15 protein-coding genes and 1 tRNA gene are annotated in these 19,835 nt (G+C 54.3%); 5 read left to right on the top strand and 11 right to left on the bottom strand.

What is annotated here, in order from left to right:
- Positions 1-54: 54 nt before the first annotated feature.
- Positions 55-2,262: a bifunctional 23S rRNA (guanine(2069)-N(7))-methyltransferase RlmK/23S rRNA (guanine(2445)-N(2))-methyltransferase RlmL gene (gene rlmKL / locus MIH18_RS04190; protein ID WP_249014015.1), complete on the bottom strand. Its 2,208-nt coding sequence runs from the start codon at positions 2,260-2,262 to the stop codon at positions 55-57.
- 321 nt (positions 2,263-2,583) lie between these two features.
- On the opposite strand from rlmKL, the gene rmf reads away from it, so the two are divergent.
- Entirely contained in the window at positions 2,584-2,796 is a 213-nt protein-coding gene (gene rmf / locus MIH18_RS04195; RefSeq protein WP_249014016.1) for a ribosome modulation factor, read from the top strand.
- 222 nt (positions 2,797-3,018) lie between these two features.
- Here the strand turns inward: rmf and MIH18_RS04200 are convergent, their stop codons facing one another.
- Positions 3,019-4,038: a quinone-dependent dihydroorotate dehydrogenase gene (locus MIH18_RS04200; protein ID WP_249014017.1), complete on the bottom strand. Its 1,020-nt coding sequence runs from the start codon at positions 4,036-4,038 to the stop codon at positions 3,019-3,021.
- Positions 4,039-4,603: 565 nt separating this feature from the next.
- Here MIH18_RS04200 and MIH18_RS04205 point away from each other — a divergent pair.
- The gene (locus MIH18_RS04205) at positions 4,604-5,758 is read left to right on the top strand and encodes a cation diffusion facilitator family transporter (RefSeq protein ID WP_249014018.1); all 1,155 of its coding nucleotides are present in this window, start codon (positions 4,604-4,606) and stop codon (positions 5,756-5,758) included.
- 37 nt (positions 5,759-5,795) lie between these two features.
- Here the strand turns inward: MIH18_RS04205 and MIH18_RS04210 are convergent, their stop codons facing one another.
- Positions 5,796-7,286: a RimK family protein gene (locus MIH18_RS04210; RefSeq protein ID WP_249014019.1), complete on the bottom strand. Its 1,491-nt coding sequence runs from the start codon at positions 7,284-7,286 to the stop codon at positions 5,796-5,798.
- 214 nt (positions 7,287-7,500) lie between these two features.
- Between MIH18_RS04210 and MIH18_RS04215 the strand changes: the two genes are divergently transcribed.
- Positions 7,501-8,619 carry a GNAT family N-acetyltransferase/peptidase C39 family protein gene (locus tag MIH18_RS04215; RefSeq protein WP_249014020.1) on the top strand — a complete coding sequence of 373 codons (1,119 nt, stop codon included), beginning with the start codon at positions 7,501-7,503 and terminating at the stop codon, positions 8,617-8,619.
- Between the two features lie 41 nt (positions 8,620-8,660).
- Here the strand turns inward: MIH18_RS04215 and uvrB are convergent, their stop codons facing one another.
- A complete protein-coding gene (gene uvrB, locus MIH18_RS04220; protein ID WP_249014021.1) occupies positions 8,661-10,730 on the bottom strand; it encodes an excinuclease ABC subunit UvrB in 2,070 nt (689 codons plus the stop codon).
- Between the two features lie 241 nt (positions 10,731-10,971).
- Here uvrB and MIH18_RS04225 point away from each other — a divergent pair, with 241 nt between their 5' ends.
- Positions 10,972-12,156 (top strand): pyridoxal phosphate-dependent aminotransferase, encoded by a 1,185-nt coding sequence (locus MIH18_RS04225; RefSeq protein WP_249008459.1) that lies wholly within the window; start codon positions 10,972-10,974, stop codon positions 12,154-12,156.
- 67 nt (positions 12,157-12,223) lie between these two features.
- Positions 12,224-12,299 (top strand) — tRNA-Asn (locus tag MIH18_RS04230).
- Positions 12,300-12,383: 84 nt separating this feature from the next.
- Here MIH18_RS04230 and pyrF read toward each other — a convergent pair.
- The 7 genes from pyrF to MIH18_RS04265 form a co-directional block, all read right to left on the bottom strand.
- A complete protein-coding gene (gene pyrF, locus MIH18_RS04235; protein ID WP_249008458.1) occupies positions 12,384-13,094 on the bottom strand; it encodes an orotidine-5'-phosphate decarboxylase in 711 nt (236 codons plus the stop codon).
- 53 nt (positions 13,095-13,147) lie between these two features.
- Positions 13,148-14,314 (bottom strand): lipopolysaccharide assembly protein LapB, encoded by a 1,167-nt coding sequence (gene lapB, locus MIH18_RS04240; protein WP_249008457.1) that lies wholly within the window; start codon positions 14,312-14,314, stop codon positions 13,148-13,150.
- Positions 14,314-14,616, bottom strand: coding sequence for a LapA family protein (locus MIH18_RS04245; protein WP_249008456.1), 303 nt, complete (start codon positions 14,614-14,616; stop codon positions 14,314-14,316). Before MIH18_RS04245 ends, lapB begins: the two co-directional genes overlap by 1 nt.
- A gap of 59 nt (positions 14,617-14,675) precedes the next feature.
- The gene (locus MIH18_RS04250; protein ID WP_014870821.1) at positions 14,676-14,972 is read right to left on the bottom strand and encodes an integration host factor subunit beta; all 297 of its coding nucleotides are present in this window, start codon (positions 14,970-14,972) and stop codon (positions 14,676-14,678) included.
- A 130-nt stretch (positions 14,973-15,102) separates the two neighbouring features.
- Entirely contained in the window at positions 15,103-16,797 is a 1,695-nt protein-coding gene (rpsA, locus tag MIH18_RS04255) for a 30S ribosomal protein S1 (RefSeq protein WP_249008455.1), read from the bottom strand.
- A gap of 128 nt (positions 16,798-16,925) precedes the next feature.
- Positions 16,926-17,606, bottom strand: coding sequence for a (d)CMP kinase (gene cmk / locus MIH18_RS04260; protein WP_249008454.1), 681 nt, complete (start codon positions 17,604-17,606; stop codon positions 16,926-16,928).
- A complete protein-coding gene (locus MIH18_RS04265; RefSeq protein ID WP_249014022.1) occupies positions 17,606-19,834 on the bottom strand; it encodes a bifunctional prephenate dehydrogenase/3-phosphoshikimate 1-carboxyvinyltransferase in 2,229 nt (742 codons plus the stop codon). Before MIH18_RS04265 ends, cmk begins: the two co-directional genes overlap by 1 nt.
- Between the last annotated feature and the right edge of the window lies 1 nt (position 19,835).

A 19,835-nucleotide genomic window follows, 5' to 3' on the forward strand; every position in this document is an offset into this window, starting at 1 on the left:
TCTCTAGGGGACAGATTTCAAATCTGTCCCCGTTTTGGCCCTGCCCCCTCAGCCTTAGCCAACGTAGAAAGCACCCGCTTCTCGCGCTTGCAGCGGGTGGCGAATGTTCCAGCAGCGGTGAATACGCGGGTTGCGCTGAAAATCCTTGTCGATGGTGCTTTGGCTTATTTCTTCCACTGCAAACTCCGCGCTGACTTCGTCGTCCAGCTTGAAACGGCGGAAGTTGTTGGAGAACACCAGCAAACCGTCGTTGGTCAGGCGCTGCATGGCCTGGCGAATCAGCTTGGCGTGATCTTTTTGAATATCCAGAACCCCAGTCATTTTCGCCGAATTGGAAAACGTGGGTGGGTCCATAAAAATCAAATCAAAACGCTGGTCAGGCTTAGACTTGCTGGCCAGCCACGCCAGACAATCTACGGCATCCACCTGATGTTTTTTCGGATCAGCGTGGTTCAGTTCCAGGTTATCTTTAGCCCAGCTGACATAGGTGTGTGACATATCCAGGCTCAAAGAGCGACTGGCGCCGCCGGCAATCGCGTGCACCGTGGCCGCGCCTGTGTAACAGAACAAATTCAGAAAGCGTTTGCCGCGGGCATTCTGCTGAATCCACTGGCGCAGCGGACGGTGGTCCAGAAACAAACCGGTGTCCAGGTAGTCTTTCAAATTCACTTTTAGTGTGCAGCCGTGCTCCTGCACTTGGAAAAACTCGCCGCTGGCTGCCTGCTTTTCATACTGGTTGGTGCCAGTTTGACGAAGGCGCTGTTTGCACACCATCCGATCGCGCGGGATACCCAGCGCGTCGGGTATCACCGCCAACGCTTCTGACAGGCGCTCACGGGCAGCGCGCTCGTCGATGGTCTTGGGCGCCATGTATTCCTGCACATGCACCCAGTCATTGTAGATATCAATTGCCAATGCGTATTCCGGCATGTCGGCGTCGTACAGGCGATAGCAGCTGATGTTCTGTTTTCGTGCCCACTGGCCGATGCTTTTGACGTTCTTTTTCAAGCGGTTCGCCAGCATGGCGGCGCGCTCTTCGTTGGCAATACGCGGCAGGATTTCACCCGGCGCTGCCGGATCTTTTGGAATACGCGCGCTGGCCTCGTCTACCGTGAACAGCAGCAACTGTGCCGGCAGCTTACCGTTGAACAGCTTGTACTGTTTGAAACTGCGCAGGCCAATGGACTTACCGAATTCTGGCGCCCCGGTAAACACTCCCAGGCGCCAATTTGGCGTTACCCGTTTTACCGCCGCGCCCAAGGCCTGATAAATTTCTGCCAGTGATTTGCGCTCGCTCAGGCGCTCACCGTAAGGCGGATTGGTCACTACAAGGCCCTGTTCGGCCCAGTCACCATTGAGTTCAAGCTCTTGCAATGGCATTTCTGTAAGCTCAATGATGCTGTCCAGCCCTGCCCTCTGAAGGTTGTTACGTGCCGTGGTCAATACTCGGCGGTCTTCATCAAAACCAGCGATACGCGGTATGCGACCTTGTTTGCCAGCGTGGGCGCGACGTTCCACTTCCTGGCGTAGCGACATCCACAATTCGGCATCGTGGCCCAGCCATTTTTCGAAACCAAAACCGTCCTGGCGACGGCCCGGCGCAATATCCAGAGCCATCAACGCTGCTTCAATCAACAGCGTACCGGACCCGCACATCGGGTCTATAAAATCACCGCCGGCTGCGACTATTTCAGGCCAGCCAGACCGAATCAGCAGCGCAGCTGCCAGATTTTCCTTCAGCGGTGCCCGGCCCTGCTCGGCTCGATAGCCTCTTTGGTGCAGGCTGTGGCCACTCAAATCAATGCCCAGAGTTAACTGGCCGCGGTGCAAGCGCGCTGACACAATTACATCGGGCGTTTTGGCCTCTACCGCAGGGCGCTTACCGCCGCTGGCCGTAAAACGATCGACAATGCCGTCTTTCACCCGCTGGGCGCCATACTGAGTATTGCGAATAGCTTCGTTCTCGCCAATAAAATTAACTTTGAAGCTACCATTAACGGCAATGTGCTGCTGCCAGTCCAGATGCACCACGCCGTCATACAGTTCATCATTACTGGTTGCGGCGACTTCCGCCACGTGCAGGATGACCCGATTGGCCAGGCGTGACCACATGCAAGCGCGGTATCCCCCTTCCAATGTGCCTTCAACCCACACACCAGCAGGCGCGTGGCGAACCAGGCTTAGGCCGAAGCCGTCCAGCTCGTCCGCCAGCAAATATTCAACGCCTTTTGGACAGGTTACAAAAAAGAGGGGTAGGGACAAGTGGAACTCCTGGTTTTATCGGGACGGCTAAGTTTCTGGAATTGTTCTCATTAACCACTTTAAGGTTAATTTTTATGCAAATAAGATCTAAATAAAAATATTTTTAGACTAAAATAGTCTTGTACTTTGAAGGCCAGTTCGGCCTACCTTGTACCTGACGCGTCGTTTCGGGGCAACAGCCCCCAGTAACAGGATCCTGACTGCTCTGGTGAGAGCTGGCAATAGTGGGTTGTAGCGAAAACCATTTCGCCATTCCGTTTGCCAACACCGATGCAGAATGTGTACACGCTTGTTTCTGTTAATCCATCAGTGAGGAACGGCATGAAAAGACAGAAAAGAGACATGGCTGCTCGAGCATTCAAGCGGGGTTATCTCGCAGGAGTGTCCGGTAAATCGAAAGACAACTGTCCCATTGACCAGACTGAAGTTCGTCAGGAATGGCTAAACGGCTGGCGAGAAGGCCGCACAGATCAATGGGATGGAATGACCGGTGTATCTGGCATTCATCGATTGGCCACCGTCACCTCTGCGTGATGGACGTAGTGATAAAGTTTAGCATAAATAATATGATCTACTTGAGTTCGGTGTTTACCCAAAACCCACCAATCGGAGCAATCTGAAAACTGGATGAGTAGTCGATAAAACCGAACGGGGCCACCCGCCTCGTAAAATCGCGGTAAACCGCAGGGGACTTTAGTTCCCCAAAAAGGGCTCGCTTGGCGGGCCCTTTTTTATGGATAACATTTGATCATTCCCTCACCCCAGCGCTTTAATTGCCGTTGCCGCTTCGCCAATCAGTCCAGGGCCTCTATATATGAAGCCGGTATAGATTTGCACCAATGTGGCACCCGCTTGAACTTTCTCCGCCGCGCTAGCGCCATCGGTAATTCCGCCCACACCGATGATCGGCAGCCGCTCACCCAACTCGGCATATAAGCCACGAATAACGCGCAATGAGGGTTCACGCACCGGCGCACCACTTAAGCCACCGGCTTCGTTACAGTGCTCGTGGCCGGCCACGGCCTCACGGCTAATCGTTGTGTTCGTCGCAATCACCCCATCCAGCCCGCTTTCCACCAGCGCCGTTGCAACAAACCGGATGCCGGCGTCGTCCATATCCGGCGCTATTTTCACCGCGATGGGCACATAACGGCCATGCTCTTTTTGGCAGCTGAGTTGCTCATCTTTTACAGCGGCCAACAACTGCTTCAGCGAATCACCAAATTGCAGATCCCGCAGACCTGGTGTATTGGGCGACGAAACGTTGACAGTAATATAGTCGGCGCGGTTATACACGGCGGTGATGCATTTGCGGTAATCCAGCGCTGAATCTTGATCCGGGGTGTTTTTATTCTTACCCACGTTGATACCCAGCACACCGCGAAATTTGCGTCGGTCTACCTGAGCCAGTAAATGCCCCAAGCCTTGGTTATTAAAACCCATGCGGTTAATAATGGCCTGGTGTTCGGGCAAGCGAAACATACGGGGCTCGGGGTTACCGGGCTGAGCCAAGGGCGTGACCGTGCCCACTTCAATAAAACCAAAGCCGAGATCGCCCAAAGCGTCTATATGGTCGGCATTTTTATCCAGTCCCGCTGCCAGTCCCACCGGATTGGGAAATTTGAGACCCATCGCCGTTACCGGGTGTGCGGGAACAGCAGGCGCCAAATGCTTTAGCACGCCCAACCGATGGGCCATATCCAGCCCTTTCAAGCTAAGATTGTGCGCTTGCTCTGGCGGCAACTTGAACAGCAGGTTGCGAATCATCCCGTACATCAAAACACCCTCAAAGATACTCTCAAAAACACTCTTAAAAATACTCTCAACTATTCTCTCAAGCCCACGCGCCAAGACACGGCTCAACACACTCGCTAAAAATTCGTGTGCGGAGTATACCGGAAGTTTTCCACAGCATCCTGCGCGGTTAGGGTGCGATTCGATTTTCGTCGTAACTCATTGTCTGGTTGGCTCCACTCAGGCTTGTCCACGGAATCTGTGGATAACTCTGTTGAAAATGCCGGTTTAACGCGTGCCACGCCTTGCAAGCAGCGCCCGGCTACTAATTGATCACTTTTTGATCAGTAAAAATTTCCTTTATTTTCATAAACCTATATACTTCGCAATCGACACCTTTTTAAAATAACAGACATGTTGGCTGCCAACCGGCTTACACTCTATATGTGCATAAAATCAGCAGAAAGCACACTGTTTTTGATCTATATACGCAGTAATACAACGACACTTTGACGACATTTAAACACCTCGCCACCATCCGCTGGTTCATTCCGGCTAACAGGCAAGACTTGATTTGCATTGTTAAACGCGCTTTGGAGCATTCGCTATGGAACACACGACACCGGCACCCGGTAACAAATACGCCAACCTGGACAAGGAAAAACAGGCCGCTAGCCGGGTTACTGTAATTGGCATGGTGCTGGACGCTATCTTGGGGCTGTTCAAGATGGTGGTAGGTACTCTGTTCCATTCTCACGCGCTGGTGGTGGATGGCATTCACTCGTTCACGGACGTGGCCTCTGACTTGATGGTACTGGGTGTGATGCGGATATCGCGGCAGGCACCGGATGAAGACCACCCCTATGGCCATCAACGCATTGAGACGTTTGGCACCTTGTTAATGGGCAGTCTGCTAATTGCCGTTGGCGCCGCCCTGGCCTGGGAAAACGTGCAACGGCTATTCACAGACGACCTAACCTTCACGCCGGGCTGGCCAGTGCTGGTTGTCGCGCTGTTGTCGGTGGTGGGCAAAGAATGGATTTTTCGCTACACCCGTAAGGTGGGCCAGGAGATACGTTCAGATCTGCTCATTGCCAACGCCTGGCATAGCCGTACTGATGCTTTCTCATCCGGTATTGTGGTGCTGTCTACCATTGGCGCCATGCTGGGCTATTTGTGGCTAGATACGCTAGCAGCGGTTGTTGTGGCAGGCATTATCATCCATGTGGGCTGGAGCTTTGGCTGGAGTTCTATGAAGGAACTGGTCGACACAGGCCTTTCTGTTGAAGACACAGAGCGATTGCTTGCCATTGCCAGTGATATTGACGGCGTTCGTGATGTGCACGAACTGCGCAGCAGGCGCATGGGCGACGATATCCTGTTGGATGTGCATTTAGTGGTACGCCCGGACGTCAGCGTATCGGAAGGGCACCAAGTGGGTATGCGCGTGGTAGGCGCTATGCGCAAAGAGCTGGATAACATCCGTGACATCAGCTTTCACATTGATGCAGAAGACGATGAAAGCTACCACCCGACGTCTTCATTAATGCCCTCTCGCAAAATCATTCAGAAGGCCATACATCAAATCACGCCTGAAGCGCCTACTGGCAACCGACTGCGATTACACTACCTGAAGAACAAGGTGCATCTGGAGCTATTTCTGGACGGCAGCGAGGGCGATTTCGATAGCGCCGGGCTACGCACACAGCTCGGCGAGTGCCACTGGTTTGGCAGCCTCAGAGTGTGGCAGACCGCCGACTGAGCAGCGGCCTGTAAACGATTTTTAACGTCTTAACGGCTTAGCGACTGCGGTTGGCTTCCATCCGCGACAGGAATTCCTGCATGATCAGGGTGTACAGCTCACCGCCCAGGAACAGATCTTCCACCCCGGCGTCAATGCTGGGGTTGTCGTTCACCTCAATCACCGCTACCCGGTTACCAGACTGCTTGATGTCTACACCGTACAGGCCGTTACCGATCAGACGGGTTGCATTCAGCGCCGCCTGAATCACATTTCGCGGCACCTCATAGGTGGGCATGGTTTCAAAACCGCCGCTGTTGCTGCTGGATTCCGTATGTTGGTAGATTTGCCAGTGGCCCTTCACCATCAGGTATTTGCAGGCGTAAATGGCACGCCCACCCAATACGCCAATGCGCCAGTCGTAATCGGTATACAAATATTCTTGAGCCAGTACCAGCGCCGACTGCTTGAACAGCTCCTTCAAGCCTTCGCGCAGAGATTTTTCATCTTCGGCCTTGTTAACGCCGCGGGAAAAAGCGCCGTCGGGTATTTTGATGACCGCCGGGAAGCCCAACTCACTGATGACCTGCTCTACCGCGTCTTTCTGATCTTTCGACAGAATCAGAGTTTTTGGCGTGGGCACCTTGTTGTTTTTTAACAGGTCGGCCAAGTACACCTTGTTGGTGCAACGCAGAATCGACACTGGATCGTCAATAACGACCAGCCCTTCGGCTTCGGCCTTGCGGGCAAAGCGGTAGGTGTGATGGTCAATAGCGGTGGTTTCGCGAATAAACAGACCGTCGTACTCTGGAATGCGCATGTAATCGCGGCGGGTGATCTGCTCTACGTTAATGCCCAGCTTGCGACCGGCTTTTTCGAAGCGTTTGAGGGCTTCTTTGTCACTGGGAGGCATCTCCTCATCCGGGTTCACCAGAATGGCCAGATCAAAACGATAGTTTCGACGGGCACGGGGCTTGCGCCACACCATACCGCTGAAACGGTCCAGCGAGCTGGCAAACACGTCTTGCTCCTGTTCCTGCAAATCTACCGGCGCGGCCGGCTTCATGGATTCGATCTGCCAGGTTTTACGGCGTTTGAACACCACTTCCAGAATCGGACATGGGAAGCGATCAAACAGCGCACGCGCTACCGGTTTTAATTCCGGTTGGGACGACTCGCCAAAATACGTGCGTATACGCACTTCCTTCGCAGAATGAGAATTCTCCGCTGTAGGCACAATGGCCGCATCCAGCCATTCAATCACGCTGGCGTCCAGCTGTTCCAGCTGCAACGAAAACAGGCCTTTGCGGCTCAAGTCGTTCAGCGTTATCACCGAAGGCACTACGTTGTGGCCGCGGGCTTCTGCAAGCAGCGAACAGTAATAGCCACGGCTAAGGTAGCGGGCGCTCTGGCACAGGTTGATCACTCGCACCCGGCTCGAAGCCGGCGCAGAGAATTGCAGGTACTGATCAAACGTCAGCACGTCTGTACTGGGATAATACGGCGCCCAGTCTTTGGCACGATCTACCACAATCAACAATCGAGACATATTTGGGCGCTACCTTCAAAGGACGGCATCCAGCGGATGACATCAGTGGATTTTCGCAACAATACGCGGCAATTCAGTGCGCTACAATCATCATATGATCGGTGCTTTTACGCATACTTACAATGCTTGCACCAGCGCGGCGCAAGCCCATAATACGCCCATACGGGAAGCGTATGCGCATGCCCTTGTGTACTTCTGTTCAGGCCACCGATTTATGTCTTCAATTGTGCTTCGCCAGGCCGTCAGTGACGATCTTGACGCCCTTGTGGCGCTGGAGCACCACTGCTTCAGTGAAGACCGAATTTCTCGCCGCAGCTTTCGCCGTTTTCTGGAAATGCCGCGGGACCGGTTACTACTGGCCAGCGACGGCGACATCCTGCTGGGTTACTGCCTGGTATTGATGAGCGCGGCAACTCGCCTGGCGCGCATTTACTCCATTGCCGTTAACCCCGGTTCTCGTGGTAAAGGCATCGGCGAAAAGCTGGTTCAAATGGCTGAAACTGAGGCGGCAGACGCAGGGCGCATTGTAATGCGTCTGGAAGTACGGGAAGACAACCGCGGCGCCATTGCGCTTTATAAACGTTTGGGTTACCGACAGTTTGGCAGTTATCGGGATTATTACGAAGATCACGGTAACGCCCTGCGCTTTGAACGCCGCATTCTGTTTTACACGCCGGGCGCGCAATTCCCGCAGATACCTTATTACCCCCAGACCACCGAATTTACCTGCGGCCCCGCGGCGCTGATTATGGCGATGGCAGCGCTGAACCAACAGCAGTCACTGACGACCCTGGAAGAACTGAAAATCTGGCGTGAGGCGACCACCATTTTTATGCTCTCTGGCCACGGCGGCTGCGGCCCCCACGGCCTGGCACTGGCGGCCTGGCACAGAGGTTTTGAGGCCAGCGCGTGGATCAGCAACGAAGGCGCATTGTTTAAAGACACGGTGCGTAACGACGATAAAAAACGGGTGCTGGAGCTGGTACACGAAGGTTTTATGCACGACCTCGGCCAAACCGGCATTGAACTCCATCACGACCCGCTGACCCTGACGGGGTTAGAGCAAGCGCTGCTGGACGGGCGCATCCCACTGATTCTGATCAGCACCTGGCAGCTAAACCGCAGCCGGGTACCTCACTGGGTAACCGTGTGCGCCATGGACGACCAGTTCGTATACCTGCACGATCCCGAGATTGATGTAGAGGAAGGGGAAACCGTGGCCGACAAGCAATACCTGCCCATCGACCGCCGGGTGTTCAGCAAAATTTCCCGTTATGGCAGCAATCAGCCGTTGCAAGCCGCGGTGATTGTGGGGCCAAAACGCGATCTTTAACGTGAGCTTTAGCTAACGAAATTATCAGGCTGCTGCACCGGTTATCCGGTGCGCAGCGACGCTTCTTTTAACTCGGAAATATCATCACGCAATCGCGCCGCCGTCTCGAAATTCAGATCGGCAGCCGCCTTGTACATTTCGTCTTCCAGTCGTGATATTTCCTTGAGCACTTCCTGCGGCGACTTTTTGCCCACCAGAGTGCGGTAATGTTCGGCTTCTTCTGCCGCCTGCTGACCCGGGCGCTTCGATTTGTTGCGGCCACGGCCACCGCTGCTGGCGCCTTCCATCACATCCGCAATTTTTTTGGTCATGCCCTGGGGCGTAATGCCGTGTATTTCGTTGTGCTCAGCCTGTTTAGCCCGCCGGCGCGCGGTTTCATCAATCGCCCGCTGCATAGAGCCGGTAATGCGATCGCCATACAGAATCGCTTTGCCGTTGATGTTACGGGCGGCGCGGCCAATGGTCTGAATCAGCGAACGCTCGGAACGCAGAAAGCCTTCCTTATCCGCATCCAGAATGGTCACCAACGACACCTCCGGCATATCCAGACCTTCACGCAGCAGGTTAATGCCCACCAGCACATCAAATTCGCCGCGGCGTAAATCGCGGATTATCTCCACCCGCTCGACCGTGTCGATATCCGAGTGCAGATAGCGCACGCGGATATCGTGCTCCATCAAAAAGTCGGTGAGATCTTCTGACATACGCTTAGTGAGTGTGGTCACCAGCACCCGCTCATTGACCGCTACCCTGGCGTGAATTTCTGATATCAGATCGTCAACCTGCGTAGACGCTGGCCGCACTTCAATTTCCGGATCCAGCAGGCCGGTCGGCCGAACAACTTGCTCAACCACTTGACCCTGGTGCTCGGCTTCGTAGTTACTAGGGGTGGCCGACACAAAAATCATCTGCGGCGCAATGCGCTCCCATTCTTCAAATTTCATTGGACGGTTATCCAGCGCCGACGGCAAGCGAAAACCGTATTCCACCAGAGTTTCCTTACGCGAGCGATCGCCTTTATACATGGCGCCGATCTGCGGAATACTGGCGTGGGATTCGTCCACCACCAGTAAAGCGTTTGCAGGCAGGTAGTCAAATAACGTGGGTGGCGGCTCACCGGGGGGCCGGCCCGACAGGTAGCGGGAGTAGTTTTCGATACCGTTGCAGTAACCCAGTTCCTGCATCATCTCCATGTCATAACGGGTGCGCTCTTCCAGGCGCTGGGCTTCCACCAGGCGGTTGTTGTCACGCAGCTGCGTCAGGCGCTGGTCAAGTTCTACCTTAATGTGCTCGATCGCGTCCAGAACGTTTTGCCGAGGCGTTACGTAATGAGATTTTGGGTATACCGTTACCCGCGGCACACGGCGTAGCATCTCACCGGTCAGCGGATCGAAAAAACTCAGATTTTCTACCACGTCGTCAAACAGCTCGATGCGAATGGCTTCTTTTTCTGACTCCGCCGGAAACACGTCAATCACATCGCCGCGCACACGGTAATTTGCGCGATGAAATTCGATGTCGTTACGGGTGTACTGTAATTCAGCCAAACGTTTCAAAATAAGGCGCTGATCCATTTGATCACCGCGATCCAGGTGCAACATCATCTTTTTATAAGATTGCGGATCGCCCAGACCGTAAATGGCCGATACCGTCGCCACAATGATTGCATCCGGGCGTTCTAGCAGAGCTTTTGTAGCCGACAGCCGCATCTGCTCGATGTGCTCGTTGATGGAGGCATCTTTTTCAATAAACGTGTCGGATGACGGCACGTAAGCTTCTGGCTGGTAATAGTCGTAGTAAGACACGAAATACTCGACCGCGTTATTCGGGAAAAATTCGCGGAATTCGCCGTACAGCTGGGCGGCCAGAGTCTTATTGTGAGCCATCACGATGGTGGGCCGCTGAATCTGCTGGATGACATTGGCAATGGTGAAGGTTTTACCGGAACCAGTCACCCCCAACAGGGTCTGGTGGGCCAGCCCCGATTTGATACCGTCCACCAGGGCTTCTATGGCTTTAGGTTGATCACCGGCCGGAAGGTAGGGTGAGTGCACCTGAAAAGCGCCCTCACCCACATTGGGTTGTTCAACGTTTTCAAAGCTGTTGACCATAACCTGAGAAAATCCTCGATGGCTCTGTAAGCCGTGGAAATTGGCACTATCTTACCGAGATACGGGGCATAGATAGTGCTTAGACAGTGTTTAGATAGTAGGTAAATAATACAGAGAAATTTAGTGTTGCGCCGGCTTCGTGCTAATATCTTCCTGATCGACGGCTGGAGGAGGTTCAGCCAGCGCAGCTGACTCCGGCCGATCGCAGCCTTTTTTAGATGCAGCTTTAAGGAGCGCAAGTTTGGACCTTCAACTTTCCAGCCGTGTACAGTCAATCAAGCCTTCCCCCACTCTAGCAGTCACTAACAAAGCGGCAGAACTTCGTGCTGCAGGCCAGGACATTATTGGCCTTGGCGCTGGTGAGCCAGACTTCGATACGCCAGATCACATCAAGGCGGCTGCGATTGAGGCCATTCACAACGGCCAGACAAAATACACCGCGGTCGACGGCACTCCGGCGTTGAAGAAGGCGATTATTGCGAAATTCAAACGCGACAATGGCCTAGATTACGAAGCCAACCAGGTACTGGTATCAAGTGGTGGCAAACAAAGCTTTTTCAACCTTGCCCTGGCCGTTCTGAACGCCGGCGACGAAGCCATTATTCCTGCGCCTTATTGGGTGTCTTACCCGGACATGGTGCTGGTAGCCGAAGGCAAGCCCGTCATTCTGGAAAGCACCGCCGAAACCCGCTTCAAGATCACCCCACAGCAACTGGAAGACGCGATCAACGATCGCACCCGCCTGTTTGTGATCAACAGCCCGTCTAACCCCAGCGGCATGGCGTACACTCTCGAAGAATTGCAAGCTTTGGGCGAGGTGCTGAAAAAGTACCCGCAGGTGATGATTGCAACCGACGATATGTACGAACCCATTTTGTGGACGGGTAAGCCTTTTTGCAACATTCTGAACGCCACCCCGGAATTGTACGATCGTACCTTTGTGTTGAACGGCGTGTCTAAAGCCTATTCCATGACTGGCTGGCGTATCGGTTATGCCGCAGGCCCTGCCAAGGTTATTGGCGCGATGAAGAAGATTCAGTCGCAAAGCACGTCTAACCCGGCGTCTATTTCACAGGCAGCTGCGCAAGCGGCACTGGATGGTAGTCAAGACTGCGTGCAGACCATGGTAACAGCGTTCCACGAACGTCACGATTACCTGGTAGAGGCCTTGAACACCTTGCCGGGCGTTGAGTGCTTGAAAGGCGACGGTACTTTTTATGTATTCCCTAGTTTTCAGGGCGCGATTGACGCTGATAGTAGCGTGAGCAATGATGTGGAGTTCGCGGAAAAGCTGTTGAAAGAAGCAGGCGTAGCGCTGGTTCCTGGCTCGGCATTTGGTATGCCAGGGCACATGCGATTGAGTTTCGCCACCAGTCAGGAAATTCTTAAGAACGCGATTGAACGGCTGAAGAAAGCTCTGGGATAATTTCCCCGGAGGGGTTGACGAGGCGAGGCGGCATGTCTAGTATACGCGCTTCGTCTTACGACGATGTTCCCTGATAGCTCAGTTGGTAGAGCAACGGACTGTTAATCCGTTTGTCGCTGGTTCGAGCCCAGCTCGGGGAGCCACTATTTAAAAGCCCGCTAATTCTTTGGATTAGCGGGCTTTTTCGTTCTGATGTTTGCCGTGGTAAAGCCAGAAACAGCAGCGAGCTACAAGCCCGCCACCTCAGCATAGATCGCTTCCAAAGCAGCCAGAGGATCAGCAGCCTGGGTTATTGGGCGACCAATGACCAGGTAGTCGGAGCCGGCTTTTAAGGCCGCTGCGGGGGTCATAATGCGCTGCTGGTCGCCTTTGTCGGCGCTGGCCGAGCGGATGCCGGGGGTGATTAACTGGAAGGCTGCGCCCTGCTCTGCTTTTAGCTTGGGCGCCTCCTGCGCTGAGCAGACGACGCCGTCCAGGCCGCAGTTTTTGGTCAGGGTGGCCAGGCGCGATACATGCTCTTCGGCGGAGACATTGATGCCGATGCCGCTAAGATCGTGTTCCGTCATGCTGGTCAGTACGGTGACCGCAATCAGCAGCGGCTTGTCGGCGCCGAAGCGTTCCAGGCGTTCGCGGCAAGCGATCATCATTTTTTCGCCGCCGGAGGCGTGCACGTTCACCATCCACACACCCAAGTCAGCCGCTGCGGCAACCGCACCCGCGGCGGTATTGGGAATGTCGTGGAATTTCAAATCCAGAAACACCTCGAAGCCACGCTGCTGAAGCTCACGAACTAAAGCCGGACCACTGCTGGTGAACAGCTCTTTGCCCACTTTCAGGCGGCACTTTTTTGAATCCAGCCGATCGGCCAGGGCTAATGCGGGCTGATCAGAGGGGAAATCGAGGGCAACAATGATGGGGGATACTAGGGTGCCTTGCACGCTGAGGTTCCTGACGTTAAATGAATGAATGTGATGTGTGGCGGAACGCTGGTTTATTCTGCGTCTACGCCCTGTATCGGACGAACGGTTTCCCATTGGCGGCAACTCGGACAAAGCCAATGCAGCTGCTGGCCATCAAAACCGCAGTTTACGCAGCGGTAAACCGGACGGTTAAGCAGTATCAGTTCGCCGATACGGCTGACCAGACGGCCTTCATCGGTGGTCATGCTTTTTTCGTAACCAGCCATTTCCACCAGCTGCAATAAGCCACGTACGCTAGGGCGAGCTTCCAATTCACCACGAAGCAGGTCAATGGCTGCCAGACGGCCGGAGCGGCGCTCTACCGACTCTACCAGCGCCAGCAGCAAGCTGGTACTGGGGTAGCTTTCATAAAGTTTGCGCAACTTACCACCGAGCTTGCCGATGTCGCCGTGTTCGCGTTCCAGCGTCATCAGCTGGTCGATGGCTTCCGGGCCGAAGTCGGAGTTCTGTTCGAACACTTTAATCGCCATAGTGCCGGCTTCGCGGAAGCTGCCCTGCCGGGTCAGCAATTTCATCAGTATCAGTGTAGCGCGCACGCAAGAACGGTCGAACTCCAGCGCTTCTTTGGCCAAGCGCTGGGCGCCCCAGCGGTCATCTTGGCGCAGTGCTTGCTCCGATTTTTCGCAGGTCAGATAGGCCAGAATTTTAAACATGGCCGGATCTGCGTCACCGCGGGTGAGCGTGTGGGCTACCCGCGAAGCTTTATCCCACTCCCGCTCGCGCTCGTACAGATCAATCAGTTGGACTGCAGCACTGCGGCCGTACTCACGATCGCCCATCAGCTGCTGCAACAGCGCCTCTGCACGATCAAGCAAACCAGCATTGAGATAGTCCAGAGCCAGCTCCAGAGTCACTTGAGGAGAATAACGGGCGGGAAGCTCAGGGCGGTCAAGTAAATTCTGATGAATCAGAATTGCTCGGTCTGTTTCGCCTTTGTTACGGAAATGACTGCCAATGGATAAATGCAGGCTAACGGTGTCGCGGTTGACCGCCAGTGACTGAACAAAGTTATCAACGGCCTGGTCGGAGTAGTTGGTGAACAGAAATTGCAAACGGTCACGCACCGATTCTTCATCGGCTATTACTTCATTGCGGCTGCGCGAACCCCCGAAGCGGCCAACTGCCCAACCAACCGCGACTGCCGTGCTAACCAGCAGCCACTGAAACATCATGTCCATTAAACCGTCCGGTCGTTCTGGGCCCGCTCTTTTTCAAGTGTTTGTTCGGTACGTGCAAGTTTTTTCTGTAGGGATCGCCGCGACACTTTGGCTTTTACCGTAGCCAGTGTGGCCATCAAAACGCCCATCAGCGCTCCCAGCACAAAAGCCAGAATAATCCACATGGCCACGCTATAGGGGCGGGTTTCAAAAACCAGAAAGTTCAGCGGAACGGCCATCTGATTATTCAACGAGAACACCAGTGCCAACAGAACCAGCACTAATACCAATAGAACGATCAGGATTTTCTGTAATCCCGCCATAACAATAGAACTCCTGAAGGCCGTTCAGGCCCGATTGAGAAACGGCACCCAACGCAACATCAGAAACCTTGTTTCAGGCTCTCGTTGACCTGTTCACGCAGCTCTTTGCCCGGTTTGAAATGGGGCACAAATTTTGCCGGTAATTGCACGGCTTCACCGGATTTCGGGTTACGCCCTACCCGCGCGGCGCGATGGTGGAGAGAAAAACTACCAAAACCGCGAATTTCGATGCGCTGGCCATCTGCCAAGGATCGGGACATATGCTCGATGATGGTTTTTACCGCCAGTTCCACATCTTTTACCGACAACTGCGTCTGCTTTGAAGCGATTAACTCAACCAATTCCGACTTTGTCATGAGGTGTTCCCCTCTTGCGTTATTATTCGATGAATGAATCTACTTTACCATGGCTGTAGTTTAGCCACACCGAAAAAAAACACAAAAAAAACGGGCTCTTAGAGCCCGTTTTTTTGACACAACTCAGAAATTAATCTTTGTTGGCGTTCTGCTGCTGCATCTGTTCCTTAATGAGATCACCAATGGTGGTCGCACCGGAGGAGCTTTCTGCAGTCTTGGTACGCACAGTCTCAATAGCCTGCTTGTCGTCTTCAACGTCTTTCGACTTGACGGACAGGTTGATAATGCGGTTTTTGCGATCAATGCTAATGATCTTAGCTTCAACTTCTTCGCCTTCCTTCAGCGCGTTGCGTGCATCTTCAACACGGTCACGGCTGATTTCGGAAGCCTTCAGAATGGCTTCAACTTCATCGCTCAGGGTAATAGTAGCTGCCTTGGCGTCGACGGCAGAAACAATCCCTTTAACGATAGAGCCTTTATCATTCAACTGAACGAACTCTGCAAACGGATCGCTTTCCAGCTGCTTGATACCCAGAGAGATACGCTCACGCTCGGGATCTACAGACAGGATAACGGTGTCAACTTCGTCGCCCTTCTTGTATTCACGTACGGCTTCTTCGCCAGTCTCGTTCCAGCTAATATCAGACAGGTGAACCAAACCGTCAATGCCACCGTCCAGACCGATAAAGATACCGAAGTCAGTGATTGACTTGATCTTACCGGAGATTTTGTCGCCCTTGTTAAAGTTGCCAGAGAAGTCTTCCCATGGGTTGGATACACACTGCTTGATACCCAAAGAAATACGACGACGCTCTTCATCGATATCCAGAATCATCACACCCACTTCGTCGCCAACCTGGACAACTTTAGAAGGATGGATGTTCTTGTTGGTCCAATCCATTTCAGACACGTGAACCAGGCCTTCAACGCCCTCTTCCAGCTCAGCAAAGCAGCCGTAATCGGTCAGGTTGGTAACGCGTGCTGTGACCTTGCTACCTTCTGGGTAGCGAGCCTTGATTTCAACCCAGGGATCTTCACCCAGTTGCTTCAAGCCCAGTGATACGCGGTTGCGCTCACGGTCAAATTTCAGAACCTTGACGTTGATTTCGTCGCCAACGTTCACGATTTCGCTCGGATGCTTGATGCGCTTCCAGGCCATATCGGTGATGTGCAGCAGGCCGTCAACACCGCCCAGATCTACGAACGCGCCGTAGTCGGTCAGGTTCTTGACGATACCCTTAATTGTCAGACCTTCGGTCAAGGTTTCCAGCAGAGCTTCGCGCTCGGCGCTGTTTTCAGCTTCCAGAACGGCACGACGTGAAACAACCACGTTGTTACGCTTCTGGTCGAGCTTGATAACCTTGAATTCAAGTTCTTTGTTTTCCAGGTGCGCGGTATCGCGAACCGGACGAACGTCCACCAGGGAGCCCGGCAGGAACGCACGAATACCAGCCAGATCAACGGTGAAACCACCCTTAACCTTGCCGTTAATAATACCTTTAACCACTTCTTCCGCTGCGAAGGACTTTTCAAGTACTGTCCAGGCTTCTGCACGCTTGGCCTTTTCGCGGGATAGGCGGGTTTCGCCGAAACCGTCTTCAACTGCTTCAAGGGCAACGTCTACAACGTCGCCAATGACTACTTCCATCTCACCTTTTTCATTCAGGAACTGGGAGGCGGGGATAACGCCTTCGGACTTTAGTCCGGCGTTAACGGTGACCCAGTCGCTATCGATATCAACAACGGTTCCCTGAACAATGGAACCTGGCTGCATATCAATTTCTTTTAGACTTTCTTCAAAAAGATCCGCAAAGCTCTCGCTCATTATGAGTCCTATATGTTCAACGCAAGTATCTCGTGCCGCCAGCAACACGGTCTGTTAATTAAGTCCGGAATCAGCCTGGGGCTGGCAGATTATGCTGTTCCCGGATTTCCAATGGCAAAGAGGTGCCGTCAGGCCTGGCCTACTGCTGCCATACACCTGTCTAACACCTCTTCTATGCTTAACCCTGTGGAATCAATGACTTGCGCATCATCCGCGGGCTTAAGCGGGGCAGCTGAACGATTCATATCCCGTTCATCACGTACCCGAATCTCTTCTAAAACGTTGGCAATACTAACATCGACGCCGGCTTGCAGCAACTGGCTGAAACGGCGTTGCGCCCGCTCTTCAGCGCTGGCCGTCAAAAAGATTTTTACCGGTGCGTCCGGGAACACCACTGTGCCCATATCGCGACCGTCGGCTACCAGGCCTGGCGCCTTACGAAAATCGCGCTGGCGCTGCAACAGAGCATCTCGAACGGACTGCATCACCGCCACTTTAGACGCGTTATTGCCACACTGTTCGGTGCGAATCGCAGCGTTTACATCCTCACCGGCCAACAACACTTTTGCGGGCTCCCCGGGGGGTGTGGGCTCAAAAGTGACATCCAAACTGGCCGCCACCGCTACCAGAGCGGGCTCGTTGTCTAGCGCCACGCCCTGGCGCTCGGCCGCCAATGCAGTCAAACGATAAAGAGCACCGCTGTCCAGCAGATGCCAGCCCAGCTTGCGCGCCAGCATTTGGGTAATAGTACCCTTACCTGAACCACCCGGGCCATCCACAGTTATAACCGTTACTGGCTGCACACCCATCAGGCACCTCCCTGGCTTTGGATATTCATACCCACCTGCTGCGCCAGCTCGACAAAACCGGGGAACGACGTTGCGACGTTGGCGCAGTCGTTGATGACAATCTCGCCTTTTGCACGCAGTGAGGCCACCGCAAACGACATGGCAATGCGATGATCGCCGTGGCTGTTAACAATACCGCCGGTCATGGTCTGACCTCCGTCGATAATGATGCCGTCGGGGGTGACCGTGGTTTTAACGCCTACCGCTGCCAAACCGTCCGCCATTACCTGAATGCGGTCACTTTCTTTAACCCGCAGCTCTTCCGCGCCTCGCAGCGTGGTGCGGCCTTCGGCGAAAGTAGCAGCGATGAACAGCACCGGAAACTCGTCAATGGCCAGCGGCACTTCCCTTTCAGGAATGTCGATGCCTTTTAGTAGGGCGTAACGCACGCGAACATCCGCCACCGGCTCGCCGCCAATCGCGCGCTCATTACTGACATCAATGTTTGCACCCATTAGCCGGAGTATATTAATCACCCCTACACGCGTGGGATTCATACCGACATGGCGCAATGTCAAGTCAGAGCCTGGCGCGATACTGCCGGCTACCAGAAAAAAAGCCGCGGACGAAATGTCGGCCGGCACATCAATATTGCAAGCAACCAGCTTGCCGCCGCCGCTGACGCTGGAGGTCGCGTCATCGCGATACACATGGTAACCAAAACCCTCCAGCATGCGTTCGGTATGGTCACGCGTGGGTGCAGGCTCGGTGACTGACGTGACGCCATCGGCGTATAATCCTGCCAGTAACAGGCAAGATTTTACCTGGGCACTGGCCACCGGCATGTCGTAGTGAAAGCCTGTCAGCGGCTGGTTGCCGCGAATTTTCAGCGGTGGCCGCCCGCCTTCGGCCGTATCAATCACTGCACCCATGGCGCGCAGCGGGTCAGCCACCCGGCCCATCGGCCGTTTGGTAAGGCTGGCGTCACCCACCAGTTCGGAATCAAACGCCTGAGCCGCCAGCAAACCGGAAAACAACCGCATCCCTGTGCCGGAGTTGCCCAAATAAATGGGCCCGCGCGGCGCTTGCAAGCCGTTCATTCCAACACCGTGAATGCGCACGAAGCCGTCGTCGGGGCCTTCAATGGTCACACCCATATCGCGGAACGCCTGTACCGTGGCCAGACTGTCTTCGCCTTCCAGAAATCCGTTCACTTCGGTAATGCCCTCGGCCAAGGCACCCAACATAATGGAGCGGTGCGACATGGATTTGTCGCCCGGCACCCGAATATCGCCCACAATTGGGCCGGCGGGCTGAGCCCGGAAGGTCACCTGATGTTCTGTATTGTTAGTCACGTAGGCCTGTCCTGAGAGCATTTTTGAAAAGTGTTCGCGAGCAGCTCTAGCACGCGTGAAAACCCGCAGCAGAGTGTCTCCATCCTGGTCGGCAATGGCCGAACGCAGCTGGTCGAGATCTTGGGTAAACCGGTCGATCGTGAGCAGCACAGCGTCGCGATTTGACAAAAAAATATCACGCCACATAACCGGGTCGCTGGCAGCGATGCGGGTAAAATCACGGAATCCGCCGGCCGCGTAGCGAAATATATCCATATTCTGGTCGTCGCCGGCGAGGGTGTCCACCAAGGAAAACGCGATAAGATGAGGCAGATGGCTGGTGGCTGCCAACACTTCGTCATGATGCTCCGCGGCCATGGTCAGCACGTTAGCATCGCAGGCGCGCCACATGGCGGTTACTTTGCCCAAGGCTTGCGGGCAAGCATTATCCGCAGGCGTCAAAATGACTTTGTGTTTGGCGAACAGCTGCGGATTCGCCGCTCGAATGCCGCTTTTCTCCGAGCCGGCAATGGGGTGGCCTGGTATTACCGTTGCCGGCAAGTGTCCCAAAACCGCGCGCACATCGTTTACAAATCCGCTTTTCGTACTGCCCACATCGGTAATAACAGCATCGACCTTTAGCGACGATTGTATTTCCCGCAACACCGACTGGATAGCTTTTACGGGCACTGCCAGCACCACTAGATCGGCGCCGCTGACCGCCTGCGCGGCAGATTCTGCAGCGCTGTCGATCACACCCAGCTCTACGCCCAGGGCCAGTTCGTCGGCGCGGGTGTCAAAACCCACCACTTCTTCCGCCAGTTTGTTTTCGCGCAGGGCCGCAGCCAGCGAGCCGCCGATCAACCCCAGGCCAATCACCGCAACACGCTGAAACAGAGGCTGAGCTATGGGCATA

This window comes from Marinobacter sp. M3C (assembly GCF_023311895.1).
Classification (GTDB): Bacteria; Pseudomonadota; Gammaproteobacteria; order Pseudomonadales; family Oleiphilaceae; genus Marinobacter.

What these genes read in the sequence shown, in the direction of transcription:
- MIH18_RS04205 (WP_249014018.1), top strand. Translation starts at nt 4,604, where the DNA reads ATGGAACACACGACACCGGCACCCGGTAACAAATACGCCAACCTGGAC.
- MIH18_RS04200 (WP_249014017.1), bottom strand. Translation starts at nt 4,038, where the DNA reads ATGTACGGGATGATTCGCAACCTGCTGTTCAAGTTGCCGCCAGAGCAA.
- MIH18_RS04215 (WP_249014020.1), top strand. Translation starts at nt 7,501, where the DNA reads ATGTCTTCAATTGTGCTTCGCCAGGCCGTCAGTGACGATCTTGACGCC.
- cmk (WP_249008454.1), bottom strand. Translation starts at nt 17,606, where the DNA reads ATGGGTGTGCAGCCAGTAACGGTTATAACTGTGGATGGCCCGGGTGGT.
- lapB (WP_249008457.1), bottom strand. Translation starts at nt 14,314, where the DNA reads ATGGACATGATGTTTCAGTGGCTGCTGGTTAGCACGGCAGTCGCGGTT.
- MIH18_RS04210 (WP_249014019.1), bottom strand. Translation starts at nt 7,286, where the DNA reads ATGTCTCGATTGTTGATTGTGGTAGATCGTGCCAAAGACTGGGCGCCG.
- rmf (WP_249014016.1), top strand. Translation starts at nt 2,584, where the DNA reads ATGAAAAGACAGAAAAGAGACATGGCTGCTCGAGCATTCAAGCGGGGT.
- MIH18_RS04245 (WP_249008456.1), bottom strand. Translation starts at nt 14,616, where the DNA reads ATGGCGGGATTACAGAAAATCCTGATCGTTCTATTGGTATTAGTGCTG.
- MIH18_RS04250 (WP_014870821.1), bottom strand. Translation starts at nt 14,972, where the DNA reads ATGACAAAGTCGGAATTGGTTGAGTTAATCGCTTCAAAGCAGACGCAG.
- MIH18_RS04265 (WP_249014022.1), bottom strand. Translation starts at nt 19,834, where the DNA reads ATGCCCATAGCTCAGCCTCTGTTTCAGCGTGTTGCGGTGATTGGCCTG.
- rpsA (WP_249008455.1), bottom strand. Translation starts at nt 16,797, where the DNA reads ATGAGCGAGAGCTTTGCGGATCTTTTTGAAGAAAGTCTAAAAGAAATT.
- uvrB (WP_249014021.1), bottom strand. Translation starts at nt 10,730, where the DNA reads ATGGTCAACAGCTTTGAAAACGTTGAACAACCCAATGTGGGTGAGGGC.